This is a genomic window from Streptomyces sp. NPDC043867 (assembly GCF_056435845.1).
The window spans coordinates 65227-82646 of the sequence record NZ_JBWKDS010000005.1 but is presented as its reverse complement, the minus strand read 5'-3'; the positions used below and the strand labels follow the sequence as shown (position 1 = coordinate 82646).

Sequence of the window (17420 nt, the reverse complement as noted above, 5' to 3'; positions counted from 1 at the left end):
GTCTTCAGCTCTGGTTGAAGAACCCGCCCTCTGCGATGCGGGCCTTGTCCTCCGCCGTGACATCGACGTTAGCAGGCGACAACAGGAACACCTTCTGCGTCACCCGCTCGATGCTGCCGTGAAGACCAAACACCAAACCGGCCGCAAAGTCGACAAGTCGCTTCGCGTCCGTGTCATCCATCTCGGTCAGATTCATGATCACCGGGGTGCCCTCACGGAAGTGTTCCCCGATGGTACGGGCCTCGTTGTAGGTCCGCGGGTGCAGCGTGGTGATCCGGTACGGCTCTCGCTCGGACACGACCTTGGGCATGATCACCGGTGCGTTCTTCTCCATGTTCTGACGTTCTTGTGTGATGGACGCCACGGGGGCGATTCGCGCGGGACGCCCGGATTCCGCGGCCAGCGAAGCCGAATGCGGCACGGGGTCGCGCTGCACCGGCGACTGCACCACTCGCACCGGTTCGTCCCTTTGTGGCTGATGTGCCTGGTGCGACTGGTGGGACGGCTCGTGCCGCCTGCGGTCCCGCTCGGGCTCCGGGTCGAGCTCGGGCTCGAAGTCGTCGTCGGGGTCGAATCCCCTGCCGTCGTACCCATCGTCCTCCACGAGGCCGAGGTAGACCGCCATCTTGCGCATCGCGCCGGCCATGCTCTGAGTCCTCCGCTCTGTGGTGGATCGGCTGACGACTTGCCAAGTGCCCGCGATCCACGAGGTCGTTTTGCCCGCCTATCGGCGGAATGACCATATTTTCTGCTGTGGTCCGACTTCTTGGCGACGTTACCCGAGCCCGGGGCGGACGCCGAGTACCGCGGTGCCGACGCGTACATGTGTCGCTCCGGCCGCCACGGCCTGCTCGAGGTCCGCACTCATCCCTGCGGAGACCATGTTCGCAGCCGGATGAGCGGCGCGCAGGACAGTCGACAAATCCATCAGCCGCTCGAACGCCGCCGGTTGGCGGCCCGCGTACGGCCCGGTGAGGGGGGCGACGGTCATCAGTCCGTCGAGCCGGAGCCCGGGGGCGCCCGCGACGAGGTCCCCCAACTCCTCGATCCCGCCCGGGCCCACGCCGCCGCGCTCGCCCCGGCCGCTCTCCCCCGCGTCGAGCGCGACCTGGATGAGGCAGCCCAGTTCCCGCCCCGTCCTGACCGCTTCCTTCGACAGAGCTGTGACGAGCTTGGGACGATCGACGGACTGCACGACATCGGCATAACCGACCACGGAGCGAACCTTGTTGGTCTGCAACTGGCCGACAAAGTGCCACGAGAGGGGCAGATCCTCGCACTCCGCGGCCTTGGGTGCCGCGTCCTGGTCCCGGTTCTCGGCGACGTGCCGCACGCCGAGTTCCGAGAGGATCCGCACATCGCTCGCCGGGTAGGTCTTGGTGACCACGATCAGGGTCACCTCTTCACGCCTGCGCCCCGCGGCCGTGCACGCCGCGGTGATGCGTTCTTCCACTTCCGCCAGATTTCCGGCGAGTTGCGCCTTACGGTCCGTCATGCCCCATCAGTCCAGCCAGACATAGCCGGCGAGCCGCCCGGTCGTGCGGTCCCGTCGGTACGAGAAGTGGTCATCCGATTCGATCGTGCACACCGGCGACCGCTCCCGGTCGCACACCCCGAGCCGTTCCAGCTGCGCGTGCACGCCGGCGGTCACGTCGACCGCCGGTGTGCCCCAGCTCGTCTCGGCGTACGCCGCGGGCTCGGCCGCGGCGACGTCGGCACGCATGGCTTCCGGCACTTCGTAGCACCGGCCGCAGACCGCGGGCCCGGTGCGGGCGACGATCCGGGACGGCTCGGCGCCGAGCTCCGCCATCGCCGCGACCGCGGCCGGTACGACTCCGGCGACCATGCCGGGCCGCCCGGCGTGCGCGGCGGCGACCACCCCGGCGACGGGGTCGGCGAGCAGGACCGGCGTGCAGTCCGCGGTGAGTACGGCGAGGGGGAGGCCGCGCCGGACCGTGACGAGCGCGTCGACCTCGGGTACGGGCCGGCCCCCCCAAGGCTCGTCGACCACCGCCACGTCGGGTCCGTGCACCTGGTTCATCCACACGACCCCGGCCGGGTCGAGTCCCAGGGACTTGGCGGCCAGTTCGCGGTTGGTGCGTACGGCGTCGGGGTCGTCGCCGACCGCTCCGCCGAGGTTGAGCTCCTCGTACGGAACGGCGCTCACTCCGCCCCACCGGTCGGTGAAGGCGAAGTGGGCGCCGCCCAGTGTGCTCGTTCTGGAGCGATGTCCTATCACTTCAGGAAGTCCGGCACGTCCAGCTCTTCGGCCGCGCTGTCCGAGTAGGAGCGGGACGGCGGGACCGGCGGGGCGACCGGCAGCTCGTTGGCCGGCTCCGGAGCGGGCTCCGGAGCCTCCTTCGGCGTGACGCTGCCGAGCGAGCCGAAGGTCGGGCGGCTGTCGGAGGAGCGCACCGGGGTGGGCTCCTCACGCTTGGCCGACGAGGACCCGAGGACGGTGTCCCGCTTGGACGGCGGCTGACCGCCGTCGAAGCCGGCGGCGATGACGGTGACCCGCACCTCGTCGCCGAGGGCGTCGTCGATGACCGCGCCGAAGATGATGTTGGCCTCGGGGTGCGCGGCCTCGCTCACCAGCTGGGCGGCTTCGTTGATCTCGAACAGGCCGAGGTCGGAGCCGCCGGAGATGGAGAGCAGCACGCCGCGCGCGCCGTCGATGGAGGCCTCGAGGAGCGGCGAGGAGATCGCCATCTCCGCGGCCGCCACCGCGCGGTCGTCGCCGCGGGCCGAGCCGATGCCCATGAGGGCCGAACCCGCCTCTGACATCACGGACTTGACGTCGGCGAAGTCGAGGTTGATCAGGCCGGGCGTGGTGATGAGGTCGGTGATGCCCTGCACACCGGACAGCAGGACCTGGTCCGCCGACTTGAACGCGTCGAGGACCGAGACCTGGCGGTCCGAGATGGACAGCAGCCGGTCGTTGGGGATGACGATGAGGGTGTCGACCTCTTCGCGGAGTTCCGCGATGCCGTCCTCGGCCTGGTTGGCCCGGCGCCGCCCCTCGAAGGTGAAGGGGCGCGTGACCACGCCGATGGTGAGGGCGCCGAGTGAACGGGCGATGTTGGCCACGACGGGTGCTCCGCCGGTGCCGGTGCCGCCGCCTTCACCGGCGGTCACGAAGACCATGTCGGCCCCCTTGAGGACCTCCTCGATCTCCTCGCGGTGGTCCTCGGCCGCCTTGCGGCCGACGGCCGGGTTGGCTCCTGCGCCGAGTCCGCGGGTGAGTTCACGGCCGACGTCGAGTTTGACGTCGGCGTCGCTCATCAACAGAGCTTGCGCGTCGGTGTTGATGGCGATGAACTCGACGCCCTTGAGACCGACCTCGATCATCCGGTTGATGGCATTGACACCACCGCCGCCGACACCGATGACTTTGATGACTGCGAGGTAGTTCTGCGGTGCTGCCACGTCGAAGGCCTCTCGCCTCGAGTTACGTGTCGCCGCCTCGCTGTCTCGCGATCCGACGACTGATGCCGAATGGGACGGTCCGAACGCCGACCCGAACCCTAACGCTGAAGTTTAGGGTTACCAGTGTGTCTGTTCCTTGGACTCTTCCGAACAGGACACTAAGTCGACAAGTGGCGCACGTTCAACGAACACGCCGAACCTCCCGTTTTTCTTTTCACCCTATGTGATCAGGCGTAGCGCTGCCCAACCAGGGTGCTGGCCTGCGCGGATGTGCGTCAACTCCCGGCTGACGCAGGGGCGGTGGGCACGCTGACGTCGAAGTCCCTGGCTCCGGAGGCTGCTTTCATGAGTGCGGTGAGCGTACGGGCCTTGGCGCGGCCCTGCTCACCGCTGCCCCAGGTGACGGTGCGGCCGCCGCTCAGCTCCAGCGAGATGGAGTCGTACGAGCGGACCTTGACGGTGCGGGTGTCGCGGGCGACGGCGGCCGGCAGGTCACCGGCGACCCGGACCGCCTCGCGGACCAGCCGGCCGGTGCCGAAGCGGCGCAGCCCGGCGGAGCGGGAAACCGTCAGTTCGAGTGCGGGGACACCCTTCGGGGGTCGTGAAACCGTGGCGAATCGCACTCCCTTCGCGTCCACTTCGACGTACTTGCCGCCCTTTTCAGGGTTTTTGACGATCAGGACCGGGGTGCGTTCGGTCACTTTCAGCCCGATTCCCCGGGGCCAGGACCGGACGACGTCGACCGAGTCGATCCGGGGCAGTTTCCTGCGCAGTCGTGCCTCGATGGCGTCGGTGTCGACCGACACGAGCGGGGATCCGACCGGCACTTCGGCCACGTCGCGCACCTGCCGCGGCGTCAGGACCCGCGTGCCGGAGGCGGACACCGTCTCGACGCGCAGCCAGTGGGAGCCGTAGAGGACCCAGACGGAGGCGGCTCCGGTCAACACCAGGGCGAGCAAAAGGATGATGAGCGTACGAGGGCGGGGCAGCCGCCCCACGCGGGGCGGCCGGGGCGGGCCGGACTGCGGTTTCTGCCGTTCGCCACGTTCGGCGGTCGTCGGTCCGGCCACGCTCCCTGCCTCCTGTCACGCGCGGTGGCGCGACGCAATCGCCTCGTACACCATGCCGACGAGCAGGTCGTCGGCGTCCCGGCGGCCGAACTCGCTGGCGGCGCGGGACATCTCGAACAGCCGGTGCGGGTCGGCCAGCACGGGCAGCACGTTCGCCTGGATCCACTCGGGCGTCAGTTCCGCGTCGTCGACCAGCAGTCCGCCGCCCGCCTTGACCACCGGCTGGGCGTTGAGCCGCTGTTCGCCGTTGCCGATGGGCAGCGGGACGTAGGCGGCCGGGAGCCCGACGGCGGAGAGTTCGGCGACGGTCATCGCACCCGCCCGGCAGAGCATCATGTCGGCCGCGGCGTACGCGAGGTCCATCCGGTCCACGTACGGTACCGGGATGTAGGGGGGCATCCCCGGCATCTGCTGGACCTGCGGCAGTTCGTTCTTGGGCCCGACCGCGTGCAGGATCTGGATGCCGGCCTGCTGGAGGTACGGAGCGACCTGCTGGACGACCTCGTTGAGGCGCCGGGCGCCCTGCGAGCCGCCGGAGACCAGCAGGGTCGGCAGGGCGGGGTCCAGGCCGAAGGCGGCCCGGGCCTCGGGGCGTACGGCGGCGCGGTCCAGCGTGGCGATGGAGCGGCGCAGCGGGATGCCGATGTAGCGGGCGCCGCGCAGCTTGCTGTCCGGCGTCGAGACGGCGACCTGGGCGGCGTACCGCGAGCCGATCTTGTTGGCCAGGCCCGGCCGCGCGTTGGCCTCGTGGATGACGATCGGCACCCCGAGGCGCTTGGCGGCGAGGTAGCCGGGGAGGGCGACGTAGCCCCCGAAGCCGACCACGGCGTCCGCCTTGGTGCGCTCCAGGATCTGCTCGGCGGCCTTGATCGTGCCGCGCAGCCGTCCGGGGACGGTGATCAGCTCGGGCGTGGGCTTGCGTGGCAGCGGCACGGCGGGGATCAGCGCGAGATCGTAGCCCCGCTCGGGCACCAGTCGGGTCTCAAGTCCGCGCTCCGTGCCCAGGGCCGTGATTCCCACGGTCGGGTCCTGCCTGCGCAGGGCGTCCGCGAGGGCGAGCGCGGGCTCGATGTGGCCGGCGGTCCCCCCGCCGGCGAGTACGACATGCACCGAAATTCACCGCTCTCCGGACGAACGCGCCGAGGCACGCCGTCGCATCGTGTTCCATCTCCGAGGTTCTCCAGAACCTCTGACCGCAGCACGCTTTCTACCAAAGCGGGGTTGCCGCATGGCAAGCGCAGCCCGCGCAGCGGGCTCGTCGCGTGCGAAGGCGATCAGCAGCCCGATGGCGAACATGGTCGGCAGCAGGGCGGACCCCCCGTAGGAGAACAGCGGGAGCGGGACTCCGGCGATCGGCAGCAGGCCGAGCACCGCACCGATGTTGATCACGGCCTGCGCCGTGATCCAGGTGGTCACGCCTCCCGCGGCATACCTGACGAAGGGGTCCTCCGTGCGTCCGGCCACGCGGATACCCGCATAGCCTAGAGCCGCGAAGAGGGCGAGCACCGACAGCGTCCCTGACAGACCCAGTTCCTCCCCGGTGATGGCGAAGATGAAGTCGGTGTGCGCTTCGGGCAGTTGACCCCATTTCTCCACGCTCGCGCCGAGCCCGGATCCGAAGAGCCCGCCGGACGCGAGGGCGTAGATGCCGTGCACGGCCTGCCAGCACTGGTCGTTCGCGCCGGGATCCGTCGCGCCGATGCAGGCGAGCCGTGACATGCGGTTGGGGCTGGTCTTGATGAGGATGACGCCGATCGTCGCGGCGACGGCCAGGACGCCCGCGAAGAGCCGCGTGGGGGCACCGGCGAGCCACAGCAGGCCGAACAGGATCGCGGTGAGGATGATCGCGGTCCCCATGTCACCGCCGAGCATGATCAGCCCCAGCAGCATGAAGGCGACCGGCACCAGGGGCACCAGCATGTGCTTCCACTGGGCCAGCAGCCGTCTGTCCTCCTTGCGGGCGAGCAGGTCGGCGCCCCACAGCACGAGCGCGAGCTTGCCGAACTCGCTGGGCTGGAGCTGGAAGGGCCCGCCGACGGAGATCCAGTTCTGGTTCCCGTTGACCGACATCCCTATCCCCGGCACCTGCACCAGGATCATCAGGAAGACCGAACCGGCCAGTATCGGGTAGGCCAGCGCCCGGTGCAGCTTCACCGGCATCCGCGAGGCGAGCAGCAGCAGCCCGGTGCCGATGACGGCCGCCAGGAACTGCTTGCGGAAGAAGTACGACCCCGGCAGGGACAGCTGAAGCGCCTTGATCATCGAGGCCGAGTAGACCATCACCAGGCCGAGCACGGTGATCAGCAGGCTGCTGCCGAAGATCAGGTAGTACGCGGTCAGCGGCCGGTCCCAGGCGCGGCGGGCGCGCACGACGAAGCCGCGCAGCGGGTTCTCGCCCGGGTGGCGCGGCACGGCGGGACGCCTGGCGGCCCGCTGCACGGGGGGCCGGCCGGTACGGCTACTGGGCATCGGCGTCTCCGGGCCACAACGGTGTCACGCGTCCGTCCCTCCCAAGGTCGCCCGGCAGGCGGCCGGGTCAGGCGCCGAGTTCGCGAACCGCCTCCGCGAACGCGTCACCGCGCTTGTTGTAGTTGGCGAACATGTCCATCGAGGCGCAGGCCGGGGCAAGCAGTACCGTGTCCCCCGGCTGCGCGAGCCGTCGCGCCTCCTGGACAGCCGCGCGCATCGCCCCAGTGTCCGTCCGGTCCAGGTCGACGACCGGGACTTCGGGCGCGTGTCGCGCCAGCGCTTCCCGGATGAGGGCGCGGTCGGCGCCGATGAGCACGGCGCCCCGGAGCCGCTTCGCCGACCTTGCGACCAGCTCGTCGAAGGACGCGCCCTTGGCGAGGCCGCCCGCGATCCACACGATCGACTCGTAGGCGGCCAACGAGGCTTCCGTGGCGTGGGTGTTGGTCGCCTTGGAGTCGTCGACGTACGCGACCGCGTCCACGTCCGCGACGTGCGCGATGCGGTGGGCGTCCGGCCGGAAGGCCCGCAGCCCGTCGCGTACGGCCGCCGCGGGCACCCCGTAGGCGCGCGCGAGGGCCGCCGCGGCAAGGGCGTTGGCGATGTTGTGCGGGGCGGGCGGCTGGACGTCGGAGACCTGCGCCAGCTCCTGGGCGTTCTTCTGCCGGTCCTCGACGAAGGCGCGGTCGACCAGGATGCCTTCCACGACGCCGAGTTGGGAGGGTCCCGGCGTGCCGAGCGTGAAGCCGACCGCCCGGCAGCCCTCCTCGACGTCCGCCTCGCGCACCAGGTCCTCGGTGGCCCTGTCGGCCACGTTGTAGACGCAGGCGACGCGATTGCCCTCGTAGATACGGCCCTTGTCGGCGGCGTACGCCTGCATGGAGCCGTGCCAGTCGAGGTGGTCGGGCGCGAGGTTGAGGACGACGGCGGAGTGGGCGCGCAGGGAGGGCGCCCAGTGCAGCTGGTAGCTGGAGAGTTCGACGGCGAGCACGTCGTACGGTTCGTCGCCGAGGACCACGTCGAGCAGCGAGACGCCGATGTTGCCGACGGCCGCGGTGCGCAGTCCGGCCGCCTTCAGGATCTCGGCGAGCATCTGCACGGTGGTGGTCTTGCCGTTGGTGCCGGTGACCGCGAGCCAGGGCGCCGCGTCCGGGCCGCGCAGACGCCAGGCCAGTTCGACGTCGCCCCACACCGGGACGCCCGCCTCGGCGGCCGCGGCGAACAGCGGCTTGCCGGGCTGCCAGCCGGGCGTGGTGACGACGAGTTCGGTGCCCGCGGGCAGGGTCGCCCCGTCACCGAGCCGCACGGAGACGCCGAGCGCCTCCAGCTCCGCCGCCTGGGCCCGGGCGCGCTCGTCGTCGCCGTCGTTGACGACCGTGACGACGGCGCCGAGGCCGTGCAGCACGCGGGCCGCCGGGATGCCGGAGACGCCGAGCCCGGCGACGGTGACGTTCTTCCCCTGCCAGTCGGTCACTTCTTGGCTGCCCATCCTGCGTAGAAGAGGCCGAGTCCGACGATCACGCACATGCCCTGGATGATCCAGAAGCGGACCACGACCAGGACCTCGGACCACCCCTTGAGTTCGAAGTGGTGCTGGAGCGGCGCCATGCGGAAGACGCGCTTTCCGGTGAGGCGGAAGGAGCCGACCTGGATGACGACCGACATGGTGATCAGGACGAAGAGGCCGCCGAGCAGCGCGAGCAGGAACTCGGTGCGGGAGCAGATCGCGAGACCGGCCAGCGCGCCGCCGAGGGCCAGCGAGCCGGTGTCACCCATGAAGATCTTGGCGGGTGAGGTGTTCCACCACAGGAAGCCGAAGCAGGCACCCATGAGGGCGGCCGCCACTACGGCGAGGTCGAGCGGGTCGCGCACCTCGTAGCAGGCGCCCGGGTTGGCGAGGGTCTGCGCGTTGGCGCAGGACTCCTGGAACTGCCAGACGCCGATGAAGGTGTACGCGCCGAAGACCATGACGGAGGCGCCGGTGGCGAGGCCGTCCAGACCGTCCGTCAGGTTCACGCCGTTCGACATCGCGAGGATCATGAACAGCGCCCAGACCACGAACAGGACCGGGCCGATGGACCAGCCGAAGTCCTGCACGAAGGAGAGCTTCGTGGAGGCCGGGGTGTTGTTGCGGTTGTCCGCGAACTGGAGTGAGAGCACCGCGAAGGAGACGCCGACGATCAGCTGGCCGGCCATCTTGGCCTTGGCCCGCAGACCGAGCGAGCGCCGCTTGACGATCTTGATGTAGTCGTCCAGGAAGCCGACCACGCCCATGCCCGCCATCAGGCCGAGCACCAGCAGCCCGGAGAACGTCGGCGGTTTGCCGGTGATCACCTTGCTGAGGAAGTAGGCGATGATCGTGGCCAGGATGAACGCGATGCCACCCATGGTCGGCGTACCGCGCTTGCTGTGGTGCTCGCGCGGGCCGTCGTCCCGGATGTACTGGCCGTAGCCCTTGCGGGCCAGCAGCTTGATCAGCAGCGGCGTGCCCACGAGAGTCAGGAAGAGGCCGATGACTCCCGCGAACAGGATCTGGTTCATCATCGGGCTGCGACCTCACCCTCGGTGCCGGTCTCGAGCAGCGCCTGCGCCACCCGTTCGAGCCCGACCGACCGGGACGCCTTCACGAGTACGACATCCCCTGGGCGCAGCTCGCTGCGCAACAGGTCGACAGCCGCCTGTGCGTCGGACACGTGCACCGACTCCTCACCCCACGAACCCTCGTTATATGCGCCCAGTTGGAGCCAGGACGCTTCCCTGCCCCCGACCGCGACGAGCTTGCTGACGTTGAGCCGGACGGCGAGCCGTCCGACGGCGTCGTGCTCGGCGAGCGCCTCGTCCCCGAGCTCGGCCATCTGACCGAGCACCGCCCAGGTCCGCCGCCCCTTGCCCATCGCCACGAGCGCGCGCAGGGCGGCTCGCATGGACTCGGGGTTCGCGTTGTAGGCGTCGTTGACGACCGTCACGCCGTCCGGGCGCTCGGTGACCTCCATCCGCCAGCGGGAGAGGGAGTCCGCCTCGGAGAGCGCACGGGCGATCTCGTCTGCGGACATGCCCAGCTCATGGGCGACGGCGGCCGCGGCGAGCGCGTTCGACACGTGGTGCTCACCGTACAGGCGCATGGTCACATCGCTGCACCCGGAGGGTGTGCGAAGGCTGAAGGCGGGCTGTCCGGTCTCCGTGAGCCGGACGTTCTCGGCACGTACGTCCGCTTCGTCGGACTCTCCGAAGAGAATCACGCGGGCCTTCGTGCGGGAGGCCATGGCGCGGACGAGGGGGTCGTCGGCGTTGAGGATCGCGGCGCCGTCCGCGGGCAGGCTCTCGACCAGCTCGCCCTTGGCCTGGGCGATCTGCTCCCGGCCGCCGAACTCGCCGATGTGGGCGCTGCCGACGTTGAGGACGAGGCCGACCTTCGGCGGGGTCAGGCTCGCGAGGTAGCGGATGTGCCCGATACCGCGGGCGCCCATCTCCAGGACGAGGAACCTGGTCTCCTCGGTGGCGCTGAGCGCGGTGAGCGGCAGCCCGATCTCGTTGTTGAGCGAGCCGGGCGTGAAGACGGTCGGCGCCTTGCGCCGCAGCACCTGGGCGATCAGGTCCTTGGTGCTGGTCTTGCCCGCGGAGCCGGTGAGGGCCACGAGGGTAGCGCCGAGCCGTTCGACGACGTGCCGTGCGAGGGCGCCGAGCGCCGCCTGCACGTCCTCGACGACGATGGCGGGCACCCCGACCGGCCGCGAGGCCAGTACGGCGGCCGCACCGGCGTCGACGACCGCGCGCGCGTAGTCGTGGCCGTCCACGCGTTCGCCGACGAAGGCGACGAAGAGGCTGCCGGACTCCACGTCACGTGAGTCCCGGACGACGGGTCCGGTGACCATGGCCGACGGATCCGGTATGTCGTGCGTCTGCCCGCCGACGACTTCTGCGATCTCGGCGAGAGAGAGGGCGATCACAAGTTCATCCCTGGGTCTTCTGGATAGCTTCGCGAAGCACCTGGCGGTCGTCGAAGGGACGGACCACCCCGGCGATGTCCTGGCCCTGCTCGTGGCCCTTGCCTGCGACCAGCACGGTGTCGCCGGGCCGTGCGCGGGCGACGGCGGCGGCGATGGCGGCGGCCCGGTCCTCGAAGACCGCGACCTCGCCGCGCTGGTGCGAGGGCACCTCGGCGGCGCCCGCGAGCATGGTCGCGAGGATCGCCAGCGGGTCCTCGGAGCGGGGGTTGTCGGAGGTCAGTACGGCGGTGTCGGCCAGCCGCGCCGCGGCGGCGCCCATCGGCATCCGCTTGGTGGTGTCCCGGTCGCCGCCGCAGCCGAGCACGATGTGCAGGCGGCCCTCGGTGACCTTGCGCAGGGCGCGCAGGACCGACTCGACGGCGTCCGTCTTGTGGGCGTAGTCGACCACCGCGAGGTAGGGCTGGCCCTCGTCCACGCGCTCCAAACGGCCCGGTACGCCCGGCACGGCGGCGATGCCGTCCGCGGCGTCCTGCGGGCCGATCCCCGCGGCGGCGAGGGCGACGATCGCGGCGAGCGTGTTGGCCACGTTGAAGGTGCCGGCGAGCGGCGACCTCGCCGTGATCCGCTCCCCCTGGGGGCCGGACACGGTGAACGTCGAGTCCATGGGGCCGATTTGGACGTCCTCGGCCCGCCAGTCGGCGTCCGGGTGGCCCTCGGCGGAGAAGGTGACGACCGGGACGGTGGCCTCCTTGACCAGCCTGCGGCCGTACTCGTCGTCGAGGTTGACCACGCCGAGCCTGCTGCGCTCCGGCGTGAACAGCTGCGCCTTCGCCTGGAAGTAGTCCTCCATGCCGGAGTGGAACTCCATGTGCTCCGGGCTGAGGTTGGTGAAGACGCCGATGTCGAAGACGCAGCCGTCGACCCGGCCGAGGACCAGCGCGTGGCTGGAGACCTCCATGGCGACCGCCTCGACGCCGCGCTCGCGCATCACCGCGAACAGGGCCTGGAGGTCGGTCGCTTCGGGGGTCGTGCGCTCCGACTTGATGCGCTCGTCGCCGATGCGCATCTCGACCGTGCCGATCAGGCCGGTGGAGCGGACCGTCTTCAGGCCGCCCTCGACGAGATACGCCGTGGTGGTCTTGCCGGAGGTTCCGGTGATGCCGATCTGGAGCAGGTCGCGGCCGGGGTGGCCGTAGATCGTGGCCGCGAGTTCGCCCATCTCCCGGCGCGGCTCGTCGACGACGAGCACCGGCAGGCCGGTGGCGGCGGCGCGGTCGGCTCCGGTCGGGTCGGTCAGCACGGCGGCGGCGCCGAGGCCGGCCGCCTGCGTCACGAAGTCGGCGCCGTGCATCCGGGCGCCGGGCAGGGCAGCGTACAGGTCCCCGGGGCGTACGGCACGGGAGTCGTGCGTGATGCCCGTGATGTCCGCGGCCGGCGCCGGGACGGTGACGCCCAGCTGATCGGCGAGCTCCGCGAGGGGTGTGGCGGAGATCCGAACCGGTCGCGGCGGTCCCGGAAATGTCACAGGAACGCCCTTCTGGGGGGTTTGGGACTGATCAGCGTGTGGCACGGCGGTGAGCGTACCGGGCGCACCCCCGCCGGAGCGAAGTGAGGGGCGCGGGTGGCCCTGGTTCCCGTGGTCGGGAGTGATCGTTGTCACGAGCTGGTTCCTGGTCGGTGTTCCGGATGGTGCTGGATTTCCGGTCGGTGCTGATCAGGGCGTGGAGCCGGGGTCAGGGCGTGAAGCTGACGGGGAGCCGGGCGGGACCGGCACCGGTGGGCGGGATCTGGAGGGTCTTGAGGGCGAACTCCATGACCTGCTTGTAGATGGGCCCGCAGATCTGGCCGCCGAAGTAACTGCCTCTGGTGGCGTTCTGGATCGCGCAGTAGACGGTGACCCGCGGTTTGTCCGCGGGCGCGAATCCGGCGAACGACGAGGTGTATCCGTGGTACTTCCCGGTGGCCGGATCCACACGGTTGGCCGTACCGGTCTTGCCCGCGACCCGGTAGCCGGGAATGCGGGCCCGGGCCCCGGTGCCCTCCTCGTCGTCCACGACGGACTCCAGCATCTGGGCGAGGGTGTTCGCCGTCTTCTTGCTCACGACCCGCGTCTTCTTGGGCTTCGGGGCCGGGGCGAAGCGCCCGTCGGGTCCCTTCGCGCCGCGCACGAGAGTCGGCTCGACGCGCACGCCGCCGTTGGCGATCGTCGAGTAGACGGAGGTGGCCTGCATCGCGTTGATCGACACGCCCTGGCCGAAAGGGATCGTGTACTGCTGCGAGGTGGACCACTTGTCGGCGGGCGCGAGGATGCCCTTCGTCTCGCCCGGGAAGCCGAGTCCGGTGGGGCTGCCGATGCCGAACCTGCGCAGGTACGAGTAGAGGATGCGGTTGGCCTGCTTCTGCGTTTTGCCGAGCTGACCGGTGGCCAGGATGGTGCCGATGTTGCTGGACTTGGCGAGGACGCCGTTGAGCGTCAGGTTCCAGGTCGGGTGGTCGATGTCGTCCTGGAAGAGCCGGTCGCCGCGGTGCAGCCGGTTCGGCACGACGACGTGCGTCGCGGGCGTGGCGACGTTCTCCTCCAGCACGGCGGCCATCGACATGACCTTGGCGGTGGAGCCGGGCTCGTAGGCGTCCTGGAGGGCCGCGTTGCCCAGCGCCGCCGAACTGGCCTGGGAGAGGTCGTTCGGGTCGAAGCCGGGCGAGTTGGCCATGGCGAGGATCTCGCCGGTCCGGGTGTCCTGCACCATCACGTACCCGCGGTCCGCCCCGGACTTCTTCACCTGCTCGGAGATGGCGTTCTGCGCCGCCCACTGGATGTCGCGGTCGATGGTCAGCTCGACGTCGGAACCGGCCACCGCGGGCGTCTCGGTGGAGCCCGCGGTCGGCACCTGGCGCCCGCCGGACTGGGCGTAGCGGATCTTGCCGTCCTTGCCGGCGAGTTCCTCGTCCAGCTGCTGCTCGACCCCGCCGCCGCCCTTGCCGTCGGCGTTGACCCAGCCCAGTATCCCGGCGGCGAGTTCGCCGTTGGGGTACACGCGCTTGCTGGCGGGGACCGCGAGGACGCCCGCGAGGACGTTGACGGTGCCCTCGTCGGTCTCGGCCTTCGCCGCGAGCGTGGTCTTCAGGTCCTTGATCTGCTTCCAGACCTGGGGCGTCTGGCGGTGCGCCAGCAGTGTGTAGCGGGAGTTCCTCGTGCTCAGCTTCCCGGCGACGGTCTCCATGTCCTGGCCCAGGATCGGGGCGAGGAGCGCGGCGGCCTGCTCGGGCGCGTCCGTCGTCTTGGTCGTACCGGGCGTGAACATCATGGGGTCGGCCGTGATGTCGTACGCGTCCACGCTGGTCGCGAGCTCCACGCCGTTGCGGTCCGTGATGCCGCCCCGCTCGGCGGCCAGCGTGCGTCCGACGTAGCGGTTCTGCTCGGCCTTCGCGGCGTACGCGCTCGCGTCCACGGCCTGCACCTGGAGCAGCCGTACGACGAAGGCGAGCATCACCAGGGTCAGCGCCAGGCTGACCATGCGCAGCCGGGGGCGCGGGCTGCCGAGGCGGATGATGCGCGGGGCGCCCGGCCGGGGCGCGCCGGGGCGGCGGCCGGGGCGGGCGCCGGGGCCCGGACGCGACCGGCCCGCGGGGCGGGCGGGCCGGGCCGGTCCTGGCACGCGGCGGCGCGGCGGTTCCCTGTCGGACACTTCCGTCACCTGCCGGGGGTTGTGAAGGGCTCTGCGGACGGGGCGGGGGTGGTGGGGGACGGCGCGGTGGGTGCGGCCGTGAGGAACTGCCCGGAGGAGTCGCTCGCGGCCGGTGCGGGAGCCGGTGCCGGCCCGGGCGCCGGGGCGATGGCCTCGGGCGGCAGCACCACGGGGTCGCGGAGCGAGGACCGCTCGACGGCCGCTCCGGGTACGCCCTTGACGGAGCCGTCGGGTTCGAGGAAGGCCGGGTCGCCGCCGGGGACCATGCCCAGCTCGCGGGCGCGCCGCTGGAGCGCGTCGGGCGCCGAGTAGGAGTCCACGTCCCGCTGGAGTTCCTGCTCCTCGTCGGTGAGGCTCTTCGTCTCCCGCTGGAGGTCGTCGAGCCGGAACGACCCCTCGCTCAGCGCGGAGTTCAGCACGAGCAGCCCGATCAGCCCCCCGCCGAGCAGCAGGACGACCAGCAGGACGAAGGGGGTGCGGGCGGCCTGGCCCGCACCGGTCGGGAGCAGCCGCGCGAGCCGGGCGGCGCGTCCCCGGAGCTGGGGTTTCCTACGCACGGACCCTCCCGGTGCGTGTGGGTTTGCGACTCACTCGCGCTCCCCCTCGGTGTGCCTCACGCGGCCCCCTTCGTACGCCTCACTCGGCTTCCTCGCGGATGCGCTGCGCCCCGCGCAGCCGCGCGGGAGCCGCCCGCCGGTTCTCGGCGATCTCTTCCTCGGTGGGAAGTTCGGCACCGCGGGTGAGGAGCTTGAGCCGGGGCTGGTAACGCTCGGGGACGACCGGCAGTCCGGGCGGCGCGGTGGAGGCGGCGCCGGCCGCGAACACCTGCTTGACCAGCCGGTCCTCCAGGGAGTGGTACGACAGCACCGCGATCCGGCCCTCGACGGCGAGCGCCTTCACCGCGGCCGGGATCGCCCGCTCCAGGACGGTCAGTTCGCCGTTGACCTCGATGCGCAGGGCCTGGAAGGTGCGCTTGGCGGGGTTGCCGCCGGTCCGCTTGGCGGCCTGCGGCAGCGCGTCACGGATCAGCTCGACGAGCCGGGCGCTGTTGCTGAAGGGCTCCTTCGCGCGTTCGCGCACGACGGCGGACACGATCCGCTTGGCCTGCTTCTCCTCGCCGTACGCCCGCAGGATCCGCACGAGTTCGCCGGGCGGGTAGGTGTTGAGGACCTCGGCGGCGCTGATGCCGGTCGTCTGGTCCATGCGCATGTCGAGCGGGGCGTCCTGCGCGTAGGCGAACCCGCGGTCGGCCTCGTCGAGCTGCATGGAGGAGACGCCGAGGTCGAAGAGCACGCCCTGGACGTGCGTCAGGCCCAGGCGGTCGAGCACGTCGGGCAGTTCGTCGTACACCGCGTGCACGAGGGTCGCGCGGTCGCCGAAGGGGGCGAGCCGCTCCCCGGACAGCCGCAGCGCCTCCTTGTCCCGGTCGAGGGCGACGAGCCGCGCCTCGGGGAACCGGGTCAGCAGTGCCTCGCTGTGGCCGCCGAGACCGAGGGTGCAGTCGACGACGACCGCTCCCGGCCGCTCCAGCGCGGGCGCCAGCATGTCCAGGCACCGCTGGAGCATCACCGGGACATGCCGGCTCTGGCCCTCCCGTCGCCCGGCGTCGCCCTCATTCGCATGCGCTTCGCGCCCCATTTGAACCTGGGCCCTCTCAGATCCGGCGCGGCCGTACGCACCGCCGGGTCCCCGCCCGCTCCGGAAGGGGAGGTCCGCCTGCGCCTGATGAGTGGCGTCAGCCGACCGGGAGCGGGAGGAGGCCGAGCCGTACGTGCGCGCCGCGCACGCGGGGAGACCCCGGGAAATCACCGGGCCCTCCGGGTGAAAAGTCCTGCGGGGAGAACCTCGCCTCCCGCTTCGCGTCACTTTAGTCCACGGTGTCTCGCGGTCAATCAACCGGCTTGCGCGTCGCGGGCTGCACCCCCTCCGAAGCGGCGGACCCGCCGGAATCACCCGTTCGGGCGCCCCGGCACCGCCCGTGTGGATTAGCTCACAACAAGCCGCGATGGCGTTCTTTGTCCTCTCTCACAGCAGGACCGCGCCCCGGGTGACCAGTAACGTCTTCGGTATGACGACTTCTGCATCCGTGCCCACAGAGCCCGAAGACGCCATCGCCGCCGGGGACTCCGTCACCAGCCGGCTCGTCGACGCGAACGAGCGGTACGCCGCCGCCTTCAGCGACCCCGGTATGGACGCCCGTCCGGTGCTCCAGGTCGCCGTGGTCGCCTGTATGGACGCGCGGCTCGACCTGCACGCCGCGCTCGGCCTGAAGCTCGGTGACTGCCACACCATCCGCAACGCCGGCGGGGTGGTCACCGACGACGTGATCCGCTCCCTGACGATCAGCCAGCGCGCGCTCGGCACGCGCAGCGTCGTCCTCATCCACCACACGGGCTGCGGCCTGGAGTCCCTCACCGAGGAGTTCCGGCACGACCTGGAGATGGAGGTCGGCCAGCGTCCCGCCTGGGCGGTGGAGGCCTTCCGGGACGTCGAGCAGGACGTACGGCAGTCGATGCAGCGGGTGCGCACCTCACCGTTCCTGCTGCACACCGACGACGTACGCGGCTTCGTCTTCGACGTGAAGACGGGTCTGCTGCGCGAGATCGACCCCGCCTAGCCGGACCACGGAGTGCCCGTCGCACGGAAACGACGGGCACTGTCCGTACCCAAAAGGTTGTAAGCCGTGACATAGCACGGCCGGTTGTCCACAGTCGAGTGACACGAACCGGTAACGGCAACAAGAATGCGGGTGTGGCGTCACGCGGAACTTTCCGCGCGTGGTGTCCGTGTTTCGGGGTGGGCCGGTCCGCATCGCAGCGTCGGCC

At 70.9% G+C, this 17420-nt stretch carries 15 protein-coding genes; 1 reads left to right on the top strand and 14 read right to left on the bottom strand.

From position 1 onward, the window contains the following. Positions 1 to 4 precede the first annotated feature (4 nt). The 14 genes from AC069T_RS06850 to rsmH form a co-directional block, all read right to left on the bottom strand. Positions 5 to 646, bottom strand: coding sequence for a cell division protein SepF (locus AC069T_RS06850; protein ID WP_478781718.1), 642 nt, complete (start codon positions 644 to 646; stop codon positions 5 to 7). 129 nt (positions 647 to 775) lie between these two features. Further along, the gene (locus tag AC069T_RS06845; protein ID WP_478781717.1) at positions 776 to 1495 is read right to left on the bottom strand and encodes a YggS family pyridoxal phosphate-dependent enzyme; all 720 of its coding nucleotides are present in this window, start codon (positions 1493 to 1495) and stop codon (positions 776 to 778) included. Between the two features lie 6 nt (positions 1496 to 1501). Further along, positions 1502 to 2209, bottom strand: coding sequence for a peptidoglycan editing factor PgeF (pgeF, locus tag AC069T_RS06840; protein WP_478781859.1), 708 nt, complete (start codon positions 2207 to 2209; stop codon positions 1502 to 1504). A gap of 26 nt (positions 2210 to 2235) precedes the next feature. Further along, positions 2236 to 3426: a cell division protein FtsZ gene (gene ftsZ, locus AC069T_RS06835; protein ID WP_478781716.1), complete on the bottom strand. Its 1191-nt coding sequence runs from the start codon at positions 3424 to 3426 to the stop codon at positions 2236 to 2238. A gap of 275 nt (positions 3427 to 3701) precedes the next feature. After that, complete coding sequence (locus AC069T_RS06830) at positions 3702 to 4496, bottom strand: cell division protein FtsQ/DivIB (protein WP_478781715.1); 795 nt, start codon at positions 4494 to 4496, stop codon at positions 3702 to 3704. Between the two features lie 15 nt (positions 4497 to 4511). Then, positions 4512 to 5606 carry an undecaprenyldiphospho-muramoylpentapeptide beta-N-acetylglucosaminyltransferase gene (gene murG, locus AC069T_RS06825; RefSeq protein WP_356170210.1) on the bottom strand — a complete coding sequence of 365 codons (1095 nt, stop codon included), beginning with the start codon at positions 5604 to 5606 and terminating at the stop codon, positions 4512 to 4514. A gap of 6 nt (positions 5607 to 5612) precedes the next feature. Next, entirely contained in the window at positions 5613 to 6965 is a 1353-nt protein-coding gene (gene ftsW, locus AC069T_RS06820) for a putative lipid II flippase FtsW (RefSeq protein ID WP_478781714.1), read from the bottom strand. Positions 6966 to 7032: 67 nt separating this feature from the next. Further along, positions 7033 to 8451 (bottom strand): UDP-N-acetylmuramoyl-L-alanine--D-glutamate ligase, encoded by a 1419-nt coding sequence (gene murD / locus AC069T_RS06815; protein WP_478781713.1) that lies wholly within the window; start codon positions 8449 to 8451, stop codon positions 7033 to 7035. Next, a complete protein-coding gene (mraY, locus tag AC069T_RS06810; RefSeq protein ID WP_358855322.1) occupies positions 8433 to 9503 on the bottom strand; it encodes a phospho-N-acetylmuramoyl-pentapeptide-transferase in 1071 nt (356 codons plus the stop codon). Before mraY ends, murD begins: the two co-directional genes overlap by 19 nt. Continuing rightward, positions 9503 to 10909, bottom strand: coding sequence for a UDP-N-acetylmuramoyl-tripeptide--D-alanyl-D-alanine ligase (locus tag AC069T_RS06805; protein ID WP_478781712.1), 1407 nt, complete (start codon positions 10907 to 10909; stop codon positions 9503 to 9505). The genes mraY and AC069T_RS06805 overlap by 1 nt, the downstream gene beginning before the upstream one ends. Positions 10910 to 10913: 4 nt before the next feature. Beyond that, positions 10914 to 12434, bottom strand: a complete 1521-nt coding sequence (locus AC069T_RS06800; RefSeq protein ID WP_478781711.1) for a UDP-N-acetylmuramoyl-L-alanyl-D-glutamate--2,6-diaminopimelate ligase — start codon at positions 12432 to 12434, stop codon at positions 10914 to 10916. Positions 12435 to 12642: 208 nt separating this feature from the next. Then, the gene (locus AC069T_RS06795) at positions 12643 to 14595 is read right to left on the bottom strand and encodes a peptidoglycan D,D-transpeptidase FtsI family protein (RefSeq protein ID WP_478781710.1); all 1953 of its coding nucleotides are present in this window, start codon (positions 14593 to 14595) and stop codon (positions 12643 to 12645) included. 5 nt (positions 14596 to 14600) lie between these two features. Next, positions 14601 to 15152, bottom strand: a complete 552-nt coding sequence (ftsL, locus tag AC069T_RS06790) for a cell division protein FtsL (RefSeq protein ID WP_478781709.1) — start codon at positions 15150 to 15152, stop codon at positions 14601 to 14603. Between the two features lie 79 nt (positions 15153 to 15231). Then, complete coding sequence (gene rsmH, locus AC069T_RS06785; RefSeq protein ID WP_388790638.1) at positions 15232 to 16233, bottom strand: 16S rRNA (cytosine(1402)-N(4))-methyltransferase RsmH; 1002 nt, start codon at positions 16231 to 16233, stop codon at positions 15232 to 15234. 430 nt (positions 16234 to 16663) lie between these two features. On the opposite strand from rsmH, the gene AC069T_RS06780 reads away from it, so the two are divergent. After that, on the top strand, positions 16664 to 17212 hold the full coding sequence (locus AC069T_RS06780) for a beta-class carbonic anhydrase (RefSeq protein WP_478781708.1): 549 nt from the start codon (positions 16664 to 16666) through the stop codon (positions 17210 to 17212). Positions 17213 to 17420 lie beyond the last annotated feature (208 nt).

Bases quoted from the DNA above. Each gene is read 5' to 3' on its own strand.
- AC069T_RS06850 (WP_478781718.1), bottom strand. From the start codon at position 646: ATGGCCGGCGCGATGCGCAAGATGGCGGTCTACCTCGGCCTCGTGGAG.
- AC069T_RS06845 (WP_478781717.1), bottom strand. From the start codon at position 1,495: ATGACGGACCGTAAGGCGCAACTCGCCGGAAATCTGGCGGAAGTGGAA.
- ftsW (WP_478781714.1), bottom strand. From the start codon at position 6,965: ATGCCCAGTAGCCGTACCGGCCGGCCCCCCGTGCAGCGGGCCGCCAGG.
- murD (WP_478781713.1), bottom strand. From the start codon at position 8,451: ATGGGCAGCCAAGAAGTGACCGACTGGCAGGGGAAGAACGTCACCGTC.
- mraY (WP_358855322.1), bottom strand. From the start codon at position 9,503: ATGAACCAGATCCTGTTCGCGGGAGTCATCGGCCTCTTCCTGACTCTC.
- rsmH (WP_388790638.1), bottom strand. From the start codon at position 16,233: ATGGGGCGCGAAGCGCATGCGAATGAGGGCGACGCCGGGCGACGGGAG.
- AC069T_RS06780 (WP_478781708.1), top strand. From the start codon at position 16,664: ATGACGACTTCTGCATCCGTGCCCACAGAGCCCGAAGACGCCATCGCC.